Annotated in this window: 16 protein-coding genes; 10 read left to right on the top strand and 6 right to left on the bottom strand. The window is 63.0% G+C overall.

All coding sequences use genetic code 11. From position 1 onward, the window contains the following. Window positions 1–236 precede the first annotated feature (236 nt). The gene (locus tag P3T18_RS21025; protein ID WP_429301888.1) at window positions 237–2,432 is read left to right on the top strand and encodes a GAF domain-containing protein; all 2,196 of its coding nucleotides are present in this window, start codon (window positions 237–239) and stop codon (window positions 2,430–2,432) included. 25 nt (window positions 2,433–2,457) lie between these two features. Here P3T18_RS21025 and P3T18_RS21020 read toward each other — a convergent pair whose 3' ends face one another. From P3T18_RS21020 to P3T18_RS21010, 3 genes are all read right to left on the bottom strand, one after another. Further along, the gene (locus P3T18_RS21020) at window positions 2,458–2,973 is read right to left on the bottom strand and encodes a hypothetical protein (RefSeq protein WP_429301887.1); all 516 of its coding nucleotides are present in this window, start codon (window positions 2,971–2,973) and stop codon (window positions 2,458–2,460) included. A 133-nt stretch (window positions 2,974–3,106) separates the two neighbouring features. After that, the gene (locus P3T18_RS21015) at window positions 3,107–3,694 is read right to left on the bottom strand and encodes a TetR/AcrR family transcriptional regulator (protein WP_429301886.1); all 588 of its coding nucleotides are present in this window, start codon (window positions 3,692–3,694) and stop codon (window positions 3,107–3,109) included. 107 nt (window positions 3,695–3,801) lie between these two features. Beyond that, a complete protein-coding gene (locus tag P3T18_RS21010; protein WP_429301885.1) occupies window positions 3,802–4,671 on the bottom strand; it encodes a helix-turn-helix domain-containing protein in 870 nt (289 codons plus the stop codon). Between the two features lie 139 nt (window positions 4,672–4,810). On the opposite strand from P3T18_RS21010, the gene P3T18_RS21005 reads away from it, so the two are divergent. The 7 genes from P3T18_RS21005 to P3T18_RS20975 all read left to right on the top strand — a co-directional run bounded on the left by P3T18_RS21005 (window position 4,811) and on the right by P3T18_RS20975 (window position 10,299). Next, window positions 4,811–5,581 carry an alpha/beta fold hydrolase gene (locus P3T18_RS21005; RefSeq protein WP_429301884.1) on the top strand — a complete coding sequence of 257 codons (771 nt, stop codon included), beginning with the start codon at window positions 4,811–4,813 and terminating at the stop codon, window positions 5,579–5,581. Between the two features lie 4 nt (window positions 5,582–5,585). Continuing rightward, a complete protein-coding gene (locus P3T18_RS21000) occupies window positions 5,586–6,401 on the top strand; it encodes a transporter substrate-binding domain-containing protein (RefSeq protein ID WP_429301883.1) in 816 nt (271 codons plus the stop codon). A 122-nt stretch (window positions 6,402–6,523) separates the two neighbouring features. Continuing rightward, window positions 6,524–7,267 (top strand): amino acid ABC transporter permease, encoded by a 744-nt coding sequence (locus P3T18_RS20995; RefSeq protein WP_429301882.1) that lies wholly within the window; start codon window positions 6,524–6,526, stop codon window positions 7,265–7,267. A gap of 4 nt (window positions 7,268–7,271) precedes the next feature. Continuing rightward, window positions 7,272–7,925 carry an amino acid ABC transporter permease gene (locus tag P3T18_RS20990; protein WP_429301881.1) on the top strand — a complete coding sequence of 218 codons (654 nt, stop codon included), beginning with the start codon at window positions 7,272–7,274 and terminating at the stop codon, window positions 7,923–7,925. After that, window positions 7,906–8,640, top strand: coding sequence for an amino acid ABC transporter ATP-binding protein (locus P3T18_RS20985; protein WP_429301880.1), 735 nt, complete (start codon window positions 7,906–7,908; stop codon window positions 8,638–8,640). The genes P3T18_RS20990 and P3T18_RS20985 overlap by 20 nt, the downstream gene beginning before the upstream one ends. A gap of 10 nt (window positions 8,641–8,650) precedes the next feature. After that, window positions 8,651–9,907 (top strand): hydantoinase/carbamoylase family amidase, encoded by a 1,257-nt coding sequence (locus P3T18_RS20980; RefSeq protein WP_429301879.1) that lies wholly within the window; start codon window positions 8,651–8,653, stop codon window positions 9,905–9,907. 68 nt (window positions 9,908–9,975) lie between these two features. Next, window positions 9,976–10,299 (top strand): hypothetical protein, encoded by a 324-nt coding sequence (locus tag P3T18_RS20975; protein ID WP_429301878.1) that lies wholly within the window; start codon window positions 9,976–9,978, stop codon window positions 10,297–10,299. A 52-nt stretch (window positions 10,300–10,351) separates the two neighbouring features. Here the strand turns inward: P3T18_RS20975 and P3T18_RS20970 are convergent, their stop codons facing one another. The 3 genes from P3T18_RS20970 to P3T18_RS20960 all read right to left on the bottom strand — a co-directional run bounded on the left by P3T18_RS20970 (window position 10,352) and on the right by P3T18_RS20960 (window position 13,167). Next, a complete protein-coding gene (locus tag P3T18_RS20970) occupies window positions 10,352–11,671 on the bottom strand; it encodes an SUMF1/EgtB/PvdO family nonheme iron enzyme (protein WP_429301877.1) in 1,320 nt (439 codons plus the stop codon). A 131-nt stretch (window positions 11,672–11,802) separates the two neighbouring features. Next, a complete protein-coding gene (fnr, locus tag P3T18_RS20965; RefSeq protein ID WP_429301876.1) occupies window positions 11,803–12,597 on the bottom strand; it encodes a fumarate/nitrate reduction transcriptional regulator Fnr in 795 nt (264 codons plus the stop codon). A gap of 105 nt (window positions 12,598–12,702) precedes the next feature. Then, the gene (locus tag P3T18_RS20960; RefSeq protein ID WP_429301875.1) at window positions 12,703–13,167 is read right to left on the bottom strand and encodes a universal stress protein; all 465 of its coding nucleotides are present in this window, start codon (window positions 13,165–13,167) and stop codon (window positions 12,703–12,705) included. A 446-nt stretch (window positions 13,168–13,613) separates the two neighbouring features. On the opposite strand from P3T18_RS20960, the gene P3T18_RS20955 reads away from it, so the two are divergent. Together P3T18_RS20955 and P3T18_RS20950 are read left to right on the top strand one after the other, a co-directional pair. Beyond that, on the top strand, window positions 13,614–14,279 hold the full coding sequence (locus tag P3T18_RS20955; protein ID WP_429301874.1) for a response regulator transcription factor: 666 nt from the start codon (window positions 13,614–13,616) through the stop codon (window positions 14,277–14,279). 163 nt (window positions 14,280–14,442) lie between these two features. Next, window positions 14,443–14,841, top strand: a complete 399-nt coding sequence (locus tag P3T18_RS20950) for a response regulator transcription factor (protein ID WP_429301873.1) — start codon at window positions 14,443–14,445, stop codon at window positions 14,839–14,841. Window positions 14,842–14,947 lie beyond the last annotated feature (106 nt).

Raw genomic sequence — 14,947 nt, 5'->3', positions numbered from 1 at the left:
AGCAGGACGAGCGGAACTCGTCGGGCTTAACGGCATGGCGAGAATGGACAGGCAATCGGCGGTTTATCGATGCCGCGCGCGCTGCCGGCGAGTCGCTGCGTCGTCGCTTTATCGGACGACGCTTCTGCCGACGATAAGCACCGGCGGCCGCTTTCGCGGCAAACGGCCCAATGCTTTGTGGCAAACTGTGCGCCTATATCTACCGCGTGCGCGCGTTGCCGGGGGCTGAGCTGTTCATGGAAAACAAACCGCTTTCCGAAATCGTGGCGAACTGCGATCAGGAGCCGATTCACGCACTCGGTCTGGTTCAACCGCACGGCGCGCTGCTTTGCCTCGACCGCGCGGGGCGCCTCGTGGCCGCCAGCACCAACGCGCCGGCCCTGCTCGGCGCGCTGCCGGAAACCGGCGGTCTGCTGTCGGACGATCATTTAACGCCGCTTGCCCTGCAGACCGTGCGCGACGCGCTGGCCGATCCCAGCCGGCTCTCGGACGCCGTCGAATGCGATGGCGCGAACGGCGAGCGCTTCGACCTGATCACGCATTGGTCGGGCGACACGCTGATTGCCGAATTCGAGCAGGTTGCGGCGGATGCGCCGCCCGCTTCGCAGTTCGCGTTATACGCGCAGCGGGCCATTCAACGCCTGCAGACGAACCAGTTCTCGAAGCCCGACGATCTCCTGCAGGCCGCCGCCGAAACGATCCGCGCAATGACCGGTTTCGATCGCGTGATGGGTTATCGCTTTCTCTCGGACGGCAGCGGCGAAGTGATCGGCGAAGCGCGCCGCGACGACCTGCCGCCGTATCTGCATCAGCGCTATCCCGCCGGCGATATTCCGGCGCAGGCGCGGCGTCTGTACGTGCTGAATCCGATCCGCCAGATCGCTTCGGTCGACGCCAGCGCGGTCACGATCCAGCCGTCGTTGCATCCGCACACGAACGCGCCGTACGACCTCAGCTACGCCGTGCTGCGCAGCGTCTCGCCGATTCACATCGAGTACCTGAAGAATATGGGCGTGGGCGCGTCGATGAGCGTGTCGATCGTCGTCGACGGACAGCTCTGGGGATTGTTCGCCTGTCACCACATGACCGCGCATCGCACCTCGCACGCCGTGCGCCTGTCGTGCACGGTGCTCACGCAGGTCGTGTCCATTCTGATTTCGCAGATCGAATCGCGCGTGCGTTCACTCGACGAGCGGCGCGTGCACGAGTTGCGGGCCCAGATCGCGACGGAACTCGCGCATGCCGAAGAGGCGTTGATGGGTCTGCTGGCGGCGTCGGCCGACGTTTCCTCGCTGATCGACTGCGAGTGCATCATGGCCGTGGTCGATCACGAGGTGATTGCGCTCGGCAGCAGCAAGGCCACCAACATCGACGCCTTGCGGGCGCTTGCCGATCACATGACGTCGACGCGGCAGGATACGCTCGTCACGCAATCGCTCAGTAACGAGTTGCCGGAGTTGCCGGTCATCAGCACGTCGGAAGGGCCGATAGCCGGATGTCTCGCCATCCAGATGGTCGGCGATGCGCGCATCACCATCATGTGGTTGCGGCGCGAACTGGTCGAGACGATCAACTGGGCCGGCCCGCCCGACAAGGTGATCGCGTCGGGACCGAACGGCGCGCGTCTCACGCCGCGCGGGTCGTTCGAAGTGTGGAAGCAGACCGTGCGAGGCCGCAGCCGCGAGTGGTCGTCGATGGACCGCACGGCGGCCCGCGAACTCAGGGTGATTTTGCAGGACGTCGCCTTGCAGCGCATGCGCGAGGCCGAGCGCGCGAGAACCACCTTGCTCGCCACCTTGGGTCACGATCTGCGCAATCCGTTGCAGGCGATCAACATGGCCGTGCAACTGATGGGGCGCGGCCTCGCCACGTCGAACGATACGGCCAAACGCGTGGAAGGGTCGACGCGGCGCATGCAGTCGCTCATCAACTACATCCTCGACGTGAGCCGCATCCGTTCCGGCGTGGGTCTGGGTCTCACGCGCGAGCGCGTGGCGCTGGGCGAATTGCTGGAATCGACCGTCGAACAGAACCGGCTGGCGCATCCCAACGTCACGATCGTCACGCAGTTGCCGGCCGATCTGGGCGACGTGCTGGTCGATCCCGACCGCTTCAACCAGGCGCTGACCAATCTCATCAGCAATGCGCGCCAGCACGGCGACACGAGCTTCCCGATCGAACTGCTGGCCAGCGTCGAGGGTAAGACGAGAACCATCGAAGTGCGCAACCGTCTTCTGAAAAAGCCCACGGCTTCGTTCGAGCGGCTCACCGATCCGTTCAAAAGCGGCTCGCTCGACAATCCGAATAATCGCGGCGGCCTCGGGCTCGGGCTTTATATCGCCAGCGCGATTATCAAAGGCCACGACGCGAAGCTGAGCGGCAGCTTTGCCGAGACGGACGCGCGGATTTTCATCACGTTGACGGAGGGATGAGCGGCGCCTCCGTCTGACGCGCGTTTTATCCGCGCGCTGCGCCGTTCATGCCCGACCCATTGCGCGACTTGATGCGCCAGCATTGCGTCGCGAATCCCGCAATGAAAATCACCAGCCAGACCAGCAAGGTTGCCTGCACCGCCGGCGAAGTCGGACCGTTTGCCAACGGATGCGACGGCGGCAGTCGGGACAGCGTTTCGTTCGTGCCCGGAACCAGCGAGAGCAGGAAGCTGAAGGACAGCCCGAACACGGAAAGATAGGGGCGAGCCTTTCCGAGGAACCGGATGTTGGGTGCGTAAGCACCGCCGAGCGCGGCGATCAGCACCAGAACGCCGAAGGCATGTCCGGCATTCAGGCCGCCGGTACTCGACACGCCAAACGACGTAATGACCGCCAGCGTCGTGCCGATCAGATACACCATCCCCGAACGTTTCGCCGGATCGATCTTGCGATAGCGGGCAAAGCTGTAGATGCCCGCAATGATCGGAACGAGGCTGACGGCGGTATGGAGTACACCAAGAGACGTAATAGGGTGGGTCATGGCATTGCCTTCTTGAAGAAAGGGAAAAGATCGGCACCGTGGTGCGCGTACAATGATTTATTCAACCAACTAGTAGGTAGATAAACGGGTTTAAAAAAAGCCGGCCTCGAAAGACCGGTCCGGGCAGGGCGAATCAGCTGTGCGAAGTCAGTCGTTTCATGGACAGATGCACGATGGCGTCGAAGGTTTTGGGGTCGCCGAATCCTCGTGCGGCGAGCATGGCGCCGTGTACGGAAGACATGAACGCTTTGGCCTCGACGGCCGCGCTGCCTTGCAGACTGAACTGTCCTTTGGCCGCGCCTTTTTTAAGCACCGAGGTGAGCCAGGCCGCGAGATCTTCGAAATGGCCGTGGACTTCCCCGGCAACCTCGTCGGGAATCTTTTTCATTTCGGCGGCGAGCATGGCGCAAATACAGAACGACGAGACGTTGCCGCGAATACACGTGGACCAGTAATCGATATACGCGTGAAGCTCGGCGAGCGGATCGGCAATCTGTTTGTCGAGGGCGGCCAGACCTTCGCGTGCCTGCTCGCGATACCGTGCCACCACCACGCGAACCAGTTCCGCCTTGCTCGGGAAGTGATGATGAATACTCGCCTTGGTAATGCCGACGTGATCGGAGATGTCGGCGTAACTAAAGCTGTCGTATCCGCCGTCCGCCAGCAACGACTGGGCGTAGGCGGCAATTTCGACTGCCTTGGGGGAAAGCTCCGCGTCCATCTCGACGGCTCCTGAAAGCAATGCACACGTGAAATTGCATGCATCCTACTAGTAGGATGGTTGTTGCGTCAAGTCGCTTCGTCGAGTAACCCGATGTCGTCGGACGATCAATCCGCGTAGCGCCGGATCAGGCGTTCGAGTTCGTGAACGGCCTCGCTGCCCTTCAGCGCAGACTCCCAGAGCGTGCTCGTCAGGTGGTCGTGTTTCTCCAGCGCCTCGGGATCTTCGGTGATCGTGCCTACGCCGTAACGCAGATTGGTCGGCTGGCCGATCCGGAACGGGCTGTTGACGAGATAGCGGCGTCCCTTCGCATGAATGATCTGATACCCGGCGGTGGGCAAGGGCCGCGGCGTCAACCCGATCTGCACGTGCAAGGGCGGGTGCGCGATCATTTCGGCCATATGACCGATCTCGCGCGCTGCCTCGCGCCTGAGTTCGGCGCGCTCCGAGTAAGGCTTGTCGGCGGTCACGGCCAGCCCGTTGGCCAGATAGCGTTCGATGCTGCCGAGCGGCACGATATTGACCATCGACGGTTGCCTGAAACGGAAGATCGCCTTGCGCCGCTCCAGCACCTGAAGCAGACGTTTGCCTTCGGCGGGACTGAGCGGATCGATATCTTGAGGATCGTGCAGGCTGCGTCCCAGCGACCGGTCGTAGCCAGGCGAACTCAGCACGTAGATGAGGGGACCGAACACCACGGAGACCCGGTCCGCCTGCTCTTCGAGGTTGGCGACGCGTTCGAAAAAGCGGAAACCGTCGGTCAGATACTCGGTGCCCAGACCGAGCAAGGTACTCGGCGACATGCCATACACGCGAGCAAACTTCTCCAGCGTTTCGAGCTTCACGATATTGCCGGACTCGTAGCGATGCAGCAGCGCCCGCGATACGCCGATCGCTTCGGCGACTTCGTCGGCGGTCATGTTCAGCTGGTGGCGATACGCTTTCAGGCGTTCGCCGATGGCGCGAAAACTTTCCATTTGGCTCGACTCATTCGAGTGCGCGGTGGTGACTCAAAAAAGTTACACACACCATAAATATGCGTCAAATAATAAAAATGAGCGTTGGCTCCAGGGTTTTGCCACCCGATACTCGATTCAACCAAACAAGGAGCCCTACATGCCTATCATTCGACTCGACGGTGCCCGCGTTCACTACACGGATAGCGGCGGTACCGGTCGTCCGGTTATTTTCCTGCATGGCGGTTTCGGCAGTTCGTCGGAACTCTGGCAACGCACGATCGACGCGCTGCCGTCCGGTTTTCGCGGCCTCGCCATCGACAACTTCCTGCGCTCGGACGCGCCTCCCGGCGGCTACACGATCACCTCGCTCGCCTGCCGCGTCGCGGCTTTCATCGACCGTCTGGAACTCGACCGGCCGATTATCGTGGGTCACTCGATGGGCGGCGTCGTCACCCAGATGACGGCCGTCCGTTATCCGGAAAAGCTCGGCGGCATCGTGCTGGTCTGCACGGGCCCCTCGATGACCAACCATGCGCTCGGCCGCGCGTTGCTCGGCCAGCTGGAAACCGAAGGTATCGACACGATGCGCGAGATCAGCGCGCACTGGTTCCGCGAACTGCCGCAGCCGTTCTTCGACGGCTACGTGGAGCGGGCCAAGGCGGCGCCGCTGTCGGCCATGATCGATATTCAGGCTTCGCTGATCGAAACCGACATGCGTCCGCATCTGCCCAACGTCGGCCTGCCGGCCTTGATCGTATGGGGCGCACACGACGCGGGACGTACGATGGAACATGCGCAGCGGCTGCTCGACGGTCTGCGCAACAGCGTGCTCGCCGAGATGACCGAGAGCGGCCACTCGCCCATGCTGGAAACGCCCGAGGCTTTCGACGCCGCATTCCACGGCTTTCTGAATTCCATTCCGGAGTAGCCCGATGAAATCCACTGCCAATTTTGCGCGCCGCACCGGTGCCTTCATGTTGTCGATTGTCTGCACGCTCGGTCTGAGCTGCGTGGCGTTTCATACGCGTGACGCGCGAGCCGATACGCTCGATAGCGTCAAGAAAGCCGGCGTGATCCGCATTGCCGTTCCGCAGGACTACGCGCCATTCGGTTCGGTGGGTAGCGACATGGAACTGAAGGGCTACGACGCCGAGGTGGCGAAGCTGACCGCCGCGGCGCTGCACGTGAAGCTGCAGATCGTGCCGGTGACGATGGCCAACAAGATTCCGTACCTCGTCACCAACAAGGTCGATCTCGTGCTCAATCTCGGCAAGAATCCGCAACGCGCCGAAGTGATCGACTTTACCGAGCCGTATGCGCCGTACTACACGGCGGTGTTCGGACCGCAGGCCGAGCCGCTGGCGGACGTCGGTGCGTTGAAGGGCAAGAAGATCGGTGTCGTCACGGGCTCGCAGGAAGACCTCTTCATCACGAAGAACGCAGGCGCCGGCACGCAGTTTTTCCGCTATCAGGACAACAGTTCGGCGGTCGCGGCGTTTCTGTCGGGGCAGACGGAGTTTCTCGCGACGGGCAATATCGTCGGGGCAAAACTGCTTGCCGATAATCCGCAGAAACATCTGGCGCAGAAGCTCCTGTTGATGAATTCGCCCGTCTGCGCAGCGGTGCGCAAAGGCGACAGCGCCATGCTCGATGCCGTCAACAAGGTCTTCGAAGCAGAGAAGTCGGGCGGACAACTGGACGCTCTCTCGCGCCAGTGGCTGAAACAGCCGCTCGACGCCGCGCACTGATCGCACCTGATCCGCACGCTTCTGATCCACCCGTTCGTTGCGGTTGCTGCCTCGCTCGCCAGCATGGGAGAGTGAGGCGGCGGACCGTTGCCCGCTGCTTTCGTCACCGGACGCCATCCGTCATGCCTTATCAATTCGATTTCGGTGCCATCGTGCCGTATCTGCCGTTGCTCGCCCAGGGCGTGCTGATGACGCTCGTGATCAGTGTCGTGGGCGGCGCGGGCGGCTTTGCGCTGAGCGTAACCGGCGCGTGGGTCTTCACCGAAGGCAGCCCGCTGGCACGTTCGATCATGCGAGCGTATGTGGAAGTCTTTCGCAACACGCCGTTTCTGATCCAGTTGTGTTTCATCTTTTTCGGTCTGCCGCAATGGCATATCAAGCTCGACGCCGTCGAGGCGTCGCTGATCGCCGTCGTCATCAATTTCGGCGCGTACGGCACCGAGATTCTGCGTGGCGCGATCGCCGCGACACCGCGCGGTCAGCGTGAAGCGGCTGCGAGTCTCGCGATGACGCGCATGCAGACGTTCCGTCATGTGTTGCTGCGGCCCGCGTTGCAGAAGGTCTGGCCCGCGCTGACGAGCCAGTTCGTGATCGTGATGCTGACCACCTCCGTGTGCTCGCAGATCGCGCTGATGGAAATCTCGCACGTGTCCGACTTCATTCAGGGCCGCACGTTTCGCTCCTTCGAGACGTATGCGGTGGCGACGGTCGTCTATCTGTTGCTGGCGATTCTGGTGCGCCGGGCGTTACGCGCATTCGGCACGCGGTTCGTGACGGCGCGCGGCGAATCGCGCCTGGCAAAACGTCGCGCCGACCGTGCATGTTGTGGCAAGGCTGCGACGGGCGCAGCCGGCGCAGGGAGATAAGGCAATGGACTTTACCTGGTGGGACATCCTTCGCGCGCTGCTCGCGTCGCTGCGCTGGACCGTGCTGCTTTCGTGTGTGGCGTTCGTTTGCGGCGGCGCGCTGGCGTTGGCAATCGTCTGGCTGCGGCTCGCTTCGCAGAAGAGCGCGCGTTACGTGGCGGCGGGCTTCGTCGAACTGTTTCAGGGCACGCCGTTGCTGATGCAACTGTTCATCGTGTTTTTCGGACTGGCGCTGTTTGGCCTCGACGTGCCGGGCTGGCTCGCGGCAGGCGTGGCGGTGACGGCGTGGTCCGCGGCGTTTCTGGCCGAAATCTGGCGCGGCTGTATCGAGGCGGTGCCGCGCGGACAGTGGGAGTCGTCGGCGTCGCTGGCGATGACACGCTTGCAGCAATACCGCCATATCGTGCTGCCGCAAGCATGCCGTCTCGCCATCGCGCCGACGGTCGGCTTCTGCGTGCAGATCGTCAAGAACACCTCGGTCACGTCGATCATCGGTTTCGTCGAACTGACCAAGGCGGGCTCGATGATCAGCAACACCACGTTCCGGCCGCTCGAAACCTTCGGACTCGTCGCGCTGCTTTACTTCCTGTTGTGCTGGCCGCTTTCCATCCTGAGCCGTCATCTGGAGAACCATTTCAATGCCCCTTATCGAAATTGACCGGGTTACCAAGCGCTTCGGCGACAACGAAGTGCTCAACGGTATCGACCTGAACATCGGCGCAGGCGAAGTGATTTCGCTGATCGGCAAAAGCGGCTCCGGCAAAAGCACGCTGCTGCGCTGTATCAACGGACTCGAAACCATCGACGGCGGCAGCATCGACGTGGCCGGCGTGCGTCTGTCGGACGACGAAGCCGCGCTCAAGCGGCTGCGGCTGGAAGTCGGCATGATCTTCCAGCAATTCAACCTGTTCCCGCATCTCACGATCGGGCGCAACGTGATGCTCGCGCCGATGATCGTGCTCGGCATGAAAGTGGACGAGGCGCGCCGGCAGGCCGAAATGCAACTGGATCGGGTCGGGCTGAAGCACAAGATCGACGCTTTCCCCGATCAGCTCTCGGGTGGTCAGCAGCAGCGCGTGGCGATCGCGCGCGCGCTGAGCATGTCACCCAAAGCGCTGTTGTGCGACGAGATCACTTCCGCACTCGATCCCGAACTCGTGCAGGAAGTGCTCGCGGTCATCAAGGAACTGGCGGCAGGCGGCATGACGCTCGTGATGGTGACGCACGAGATGCGCTTTGCGCGTGAAGTGTGCGACCGGGTGGTGTTTCTGCATCGCGGACGTATCCACGAAAGCGGAGCGCCCGAGGCGCTCTTCCGTAGTCCGCAGACCGACGAGTTGCGCCAGTTTCTGGCTGCGGCGCACGCAGCATGAGCGCGATCGTATGAAAGCATCGGCTCATTACGCACCCATCGCCCAACGGCTTTTCGACGACGTGCGCGCGGCGACGGCCAGTCGCCTCGGCGTGACGCGCGAGTCGTACGGCGCCGGCGAAAGCCGCGCGATCGGCATCCTGACGGAGTTCGCGCGCGCCAACGGTTTCGTCACGTACGTCGATCGCGCGGGCAACGTGACGTTCTCGCTGGCCGAGATTCGTCGCGAAAGGCCGGTTCTGTGCGGATCGCACATGGATTCCGTGCCGGAAGGCGGCAACTTCGACGGACTCGCGGGTGTCGTCGCAGGTCTGCTGTGTTTGCTGCGGCAACGCGACGAAGGGCGGCGCGGCTTGCATCCGTTGCGCGTGCTGGCCTTGCGCGGCGAAGAGAGCGCGTGGTTCGGCAAGGCTTACCTCGGTTCGAGTGCCTTGTTCGGTCGCTTGCCGCGTTCGCTGCTCGACGCACGGCACCGCACGAGCGGGGCGACGCTCGCGGCGTGCATGCGCGAGGTCGGCGCCGACGTCGATGCAATCGCGGCCGGCGAGGTTCTGCTGGCGAGTCACGCCGTGGCGGGCTACATCGAGTTGCATATCGAGCAGGGCGCGGTGCTGGACGACGCGCGTCGTGCGGTGGCAATCGTGCCGTCGATTCGCGGCAATGTGCGCTACCGGAATATCCGTTGCATCGGGCAGGCCGGTCACTCCGGCGCCGTGCCGCGCGAACATCGCCACGACGCGTTGTTTGCGGCCGCGCATGTGATCAACGAACTCGACGAGTACTGGAAGACCATGCTGAACGCGGGCGCCGACCTGGTGATGACGTGCGGCGTGTTCGGTACGCGCGCCGAGGAACACGCGATTTCACGCATTCCGGGCGAGGTCGATTTCAGCTTCGAGGCACGCAGCGCCGATCACGACGTTCTGACGGGCGCGTTGGCGGCGTTCGACGCCACGCTGAAACGGACCGCGGAGGAATACGGCGTGCGCTTCGAAACAGGCTCGCTGTTGCAAACGGCGCCCGCGACGATGGACGCCGACTGGATCGCCGTGCTCGAACAGGCCGCCACGCAACTGGATCTGCCGACGCAGCATTTGCCGAGCGGCGCGGGCCACGACGCCGCCATGTTCGCCGACGCCGGCATTCGCAGCGCAATGATTTTCGTGCGCAACCAGAACGGTTCGCACAATCCCGACGAGGCGATGCGCCTCGCCGATTTCATGGACGGCGTCGAGCTTCTATACGAAGGCGTCAACGCGTTCGTTTGAGCGGTCGCGATCCGCGATCGTGACGCACGTGGCTCGTCATGCGAGCCGAAACTCAAGGGAGAAACACGATGAACCTGCAATTGACGGGTGCCATGCTGGCACGAGGCGGACTCGGCTTGTCGGATGTCCGGCAGTTTGCGCTGCAATGCCGGGACGCCGCGACGGACCAGCCGAAAGAGGCGGCCGCGCTCATTCTGCTGGCGGAAAAAGCCATGAGCTTCTTCGAACGTCACGAAGGCATTGCCATGACGAACGAGGCGCTGCATGCGTTCGTCGAGCGACTGGCGGAAGATGCGGAGCGTCTGCGTCAGGCAGCGAGTTCAGGCGACACGGCCTTTCTCGCGGCGCTCAACGCCTTTTGCGTGGACTTTTCGGCCGACGTGGTGATCTGATGGCGGCGGCGTTCTGACCTGCGAGCGCAGGTCAGAACGCGTGGCCTGGACTTTACTGTGCGGGCCCCACACAGCGGAATCCCGCATACACGTACTGGTAATGCGCCTGAAACCAGTTTCGGAATGCCGGGCGCAACATGCACTGCGCGGTCCGCGCCGAGCCGCCCTTCAACACGTAATGCTGACCGTCGAAGAAGTTGGCCGAATAGCCCAGATAGAACGGAAACGCTTCGAAGCCGGGCAGCGCGTCGAATACCGTGGAGGTCCATTCCCATCCGTTGCCGAATTGCCCTTCCACGCCGAAAGCGCTGACGTTCTCCGGATGCACATCCACCGGCGACGGGTCCCAGCTGCGGAAATCGAAGTTGCCCGAGGCGGCGTGCGGCGCGCCCTGAGCGGCGCGTTGCCACTGCGCTTCCGTGGGCAGCGACTTGCCGGCCCAGCGCGCGTAGGCGCTCGCTTCGGCCTGGCTCACATAGACGGGCCAGTCGAGCGGCAGCGGCACGTCGTCGAACATGGTTCTGAACGACCAGGCGCCGTTCTGTTTCGACCAGCCGGCGGGATGCGCGATGTGTTCCGCTTCCTTCCACGCCCAGTCTTTCTCCGACCACCATTTCGGTTCGTTGTAACCACCGGCGTTGATGAAGCCGAGGAAGGCGCCGTTCGTCACCATATGACGGTCGATCTGGAAGGCCGGCACGTCCACGCGCACTTCGCCGAACTCGTTGTCCCAACCGAAGCGGCCGCTTTCGCGTGTCATGCCGAGCACGGCGGTGCCGGCCGGCACGCTGACCATCGACGGTTGCGCGTTGTCGCGCTCGGGCCGCTCATAAGACGGCGCGAGCGGTGCGGCGATTTTCTGCTCGAGCGGCAACTGATGGAGCATGTAGGCGAGCGTCTCGGCGTGCATCAGACGATGCTCGATCGCGACGTTCAGCAGTTGTTCGGCGCTCGCGTCGGCGTTGGCACCGGCAGCCTGGCGGTCGCGGCCGATCTGGCCGGAGTCGCCCAGCGCATCCAGTTCGCGGTCGATCTGCTCGCGAGCACGTTGCGCGTAGCCGCGCACGGTGTCGAGCGAAGGCCAGTCGCCGGGTTGATCGGTCGGGAATCCGCCGTCGACGGGGTCGATGCCGAAGGCAAACAACTGGTCGAGTTGCGGGTCGAAGGCGGGCAGGTCGCACAGGCGGCCGTCGAACAGATTCCGGTCGAAAGCCTCCAGATGGCCGATATAGAACACGATGCGATGGCGCTCGCGAATCGGACGTTCGTACAGGAACTCGGGCTTGACGATGGAAAACAGGGCGTCGGTAACGTGGCGCGCGTCGATCAGACGCTGGACGAGCGGGTGATGCGGAGCGGGGTCGCGGTTCATTTCGCCGGGTCTCCTTGCGGGGGACGGACTAAAGACTGTAACCCCTTTGCACGGGTCGTGCCAAGACGAAAGCATGCACCACGCCGGCGCGCCGCAAACCGGCGGCGCGCGGTGCGGCAGGCGTACGGCGTTCAGATTTGCCGCAAGCCTTCCAGATCGACGATGCGGATGTGTTTGCCCTGCGTGTCAATGAGGCCGCGCTTTTGAAATCTTGACAGGGTACGGCTGACGGTTTCGAGCGTCAGGCCGAGGTAGCTGCCCATGTCGTCGCGCGTCATGCGCAGGTTGAATTCCGCCGACGAATAACCGCGCTGGGCGTTGCGCTCCGAGACGTCGAGCAGAAACGCGGCCACCCGTTCGTCCGCCGAGAGGGAGCCGAGCACCATCATCTGCGCATCTTTGCGCACGATCTGTTCGCCCATCAGCTTGTGCAAACGGTCCTGCATGGAGCCGATTTCGCGGCACAGCGTTTTGAGCGCGGTGTAGGGGACGATGCAGACCGTGCTGTCTTCGAGCGCGAGCGCACTGCAGGCGTGGACGTCGTCGCTGATGCCGTCGAGGCCGAGCGTTTCGCCCGCGAGCCGCAGACCGGTGACCTGTTCGCGGCCGTCGCGATGCGCCATGACGGTTTTCATCGAACCGGAGCGCACGGCGTAGATGTTCTCGAAGCTATCTCCGCTGCGATACAGCGCCTTGCCGCGCGGGACCGAGCGCGCGCTGCAGATGAGCGTTTCGAGTTTGGCGAGTTCCTCTCCCGCGAGGCCCTGAGGCATGCAGAGCTGGCGCATGGAACAACTGGAACAATGCGCCGAACTGCGCGAGCTTGCCCGTACCGGTGAAGTGCGCCGACGTGCCGCCGGCGACGGGGCGATGTCCACGCTGGCGGCGGGCTGCGTGGTGCGGGTCACTGCGGTTGGAGTTAGCATGATCTGCAGCCGTTGTCAGGAGAGTGATTCATTGTCCCACCGGGCATTTTGTCCCAGCCGGGTCAAAATGACGCGCCAGCGCGGTGGGCGTGGCGCGCACGCGGGTCATGCCTCGTCGGGTTTGCCCGCCGCCGACGGGATCAGCAGCACCGGCAGGTTCGCCTGACGGATGCAGCGCTCGGCCACCGAGCCGAGAATCAGACGCTGAAAGCCGCGCCGGCCGTGCGTGCCCATGACCAGCAGGTCGGCGTTGAAGGCGGCAGCCGCTTTCAGCACGGCAACGGAGACGTCGTCGAGCGAGCTTGCGTCGTCGACGACGAGTGCGCCTTGCACGCCTTGCTCGGCCATCGCTTTCGCGAATTCCGCGCCGAGTTCCTTGCCTTCTTCCACCAGACGGTTGCGCAGGATGGACGGGTCGTAACCCGGCGCCTCGAAGTACATCGGCGTGTTTTCCACGACGTACAACGGTTGCAGTACTGCGCCGCTCGACTTGGCCAGTGCGAGCGCCGCTTCGAACGCGCGGCGGGAAGTGTTGCTGCCGTCGACCGCTACGAGGATGCGTGTGTACATATCAACTCCTATCGCGTTACGAACCGTTTGTTTAATTATTCTAGCGGAGCAGGCGGAATGAGTTCCCGAACGTTGACGGAAGCTTGCGATAGATCATGTTTTGATCGCCTGGTTCTTGACACAGCGCTCTTGACAGTTTGCGAAGCGCTGGCTACGCGGCCGATTAAACCTTCGTATGATCCGTCGCACCGATCCGGCGCGGCGTCAAGCCGGATGTATGGCTAGGCATGCGCGGCGACATCCTTTAATTTCCATGTCACGGCTCGGGCGCTGCGCGCCGTCGTGCCGATTTCGAATATATTGTTGGCGTGCCCGGGGCGGCCGTGCTTGATCTTGCGGCCTCGCGGTTTCCAGTCCGACATGTCGCACCGCACAAATCGCAGCTTCGCCGAACGTCGTGGCGCCGCTTGCGCAACTCGTCTCAACGCTCGATAAGGAAATGCGCGATGCAGGGTGAAGCGGGAAATACGGCCGAGCAATCCATCGCCTATGTCGTCGACGACGACGATTCGATGCGCGCCGCCGTCAGCTTGTTGCTTCGATCCGTCGGACTGCGGGTGGAAGCGTTCGCCACGGCTCAGGCCTTCCTCGACTTCGACAAGCCCGACGTCCCGAGTTGCCTGATTCTCGACGTGCGGCTCAAAGGTCAAAGCGGCCTCGCGGTTCAGGAGCAGATCGCGGCGGGCGAACTGAGCGTGCCGATCATCTTCATGACGGCGCACGGCGACATCTCCATGTCGGTCAAGGCCATGAAAGCCGGCGCGATGGATTTTCTCGCCAAGCCGTTCCGCGATCAGGACATGCTGGACGCCGTTTCGGGCGCGCTGGCGCAGCACGAGGCGCAACGCAACGTGGACCGTTCCAAAGCCGATCTGCGCCGCTGTTACGAATTGCTGACGCCGCGCGAACGCGAGGTCATGGCCTTCGTCGCGAAAGGCCTGATGAACAAGCAGATTGCCGCCGAACTGAATCTGAGCGAGATCACGGTCAAGATTCACCGCGGCCAGGCCATGAAGAAAATGGAATCGCGCTCGGTGGCGGATTTCGTGCTGAAAGCCGAAGCACTCGGACTCAACGGAGCGCCGGGTGCAGGGGCGCAAGCGCGCAAATAGCAGGTCGCTTGCGCGAACTCGGGCGGCATCGCGGAACACGTTCCGGTGTGACAGCCCATACTCACATATGATATTCGCGAACGGCGTTTTTACTTAAGATGGACTGGTGAGTTTGCCGGAAGGCCGGCTCCCGCCATTTCGTTTTTTGCCGAGGACCCGCAGCGTGCCTACCCACTCAATCGTTTCGATCATCGACGACGATGAATCCGTCCGCGTCGCGACCTCGAGCCTGGTCCGCTCGCTCGGCTGGGATGTTCGGCTTTACGCGTCGGCCGAAGACTTCCTTCAGTCCGCTTACATGGGGGACATAACGTGTATTATTTCGGACGTGCAGATGCCGGGCATGTCCGGGATCGAGATGCATCGTCAGCTACTCGCGCGCGGTGTCACGTTGCCCATTATCTTCATCTCGGCTTTCGCCTCTGACTCGGTACGGCAACAGGCGGCTGCGTCCGGCGCGTTATGCGTGCTCAGCAAACCGATCGACGCCACGGAAGTGTCGGGCTGGCTGGACGATCTGAAAGCGGGCGGCGCCCCCGTGTCTCGCGGCATGACGTCCTGAGCGTTCGCGGGTCTGCACACATCGGTTTGCCGCGAGGCAAATACTCGAACCGCCCGAAGCGGGGCCCGTCAAGGTCCCGCTTTTCGCGTGTCAGAACCCGCAACAT

The sequence above is a fragment of the Paraburkholderia sp. GAS199 genome, assembly GCF_050436585.1.
Taxonomy (GTDB): domain Bacteria; phylum Pseudomonadota; class Gammaproteobacteria; order Burkholderiales; family Burkholderiaceae; genus Paraburkholderia.
This window is presented reverse-complemented; position numbering and strand designations above follow the sequence as displayed.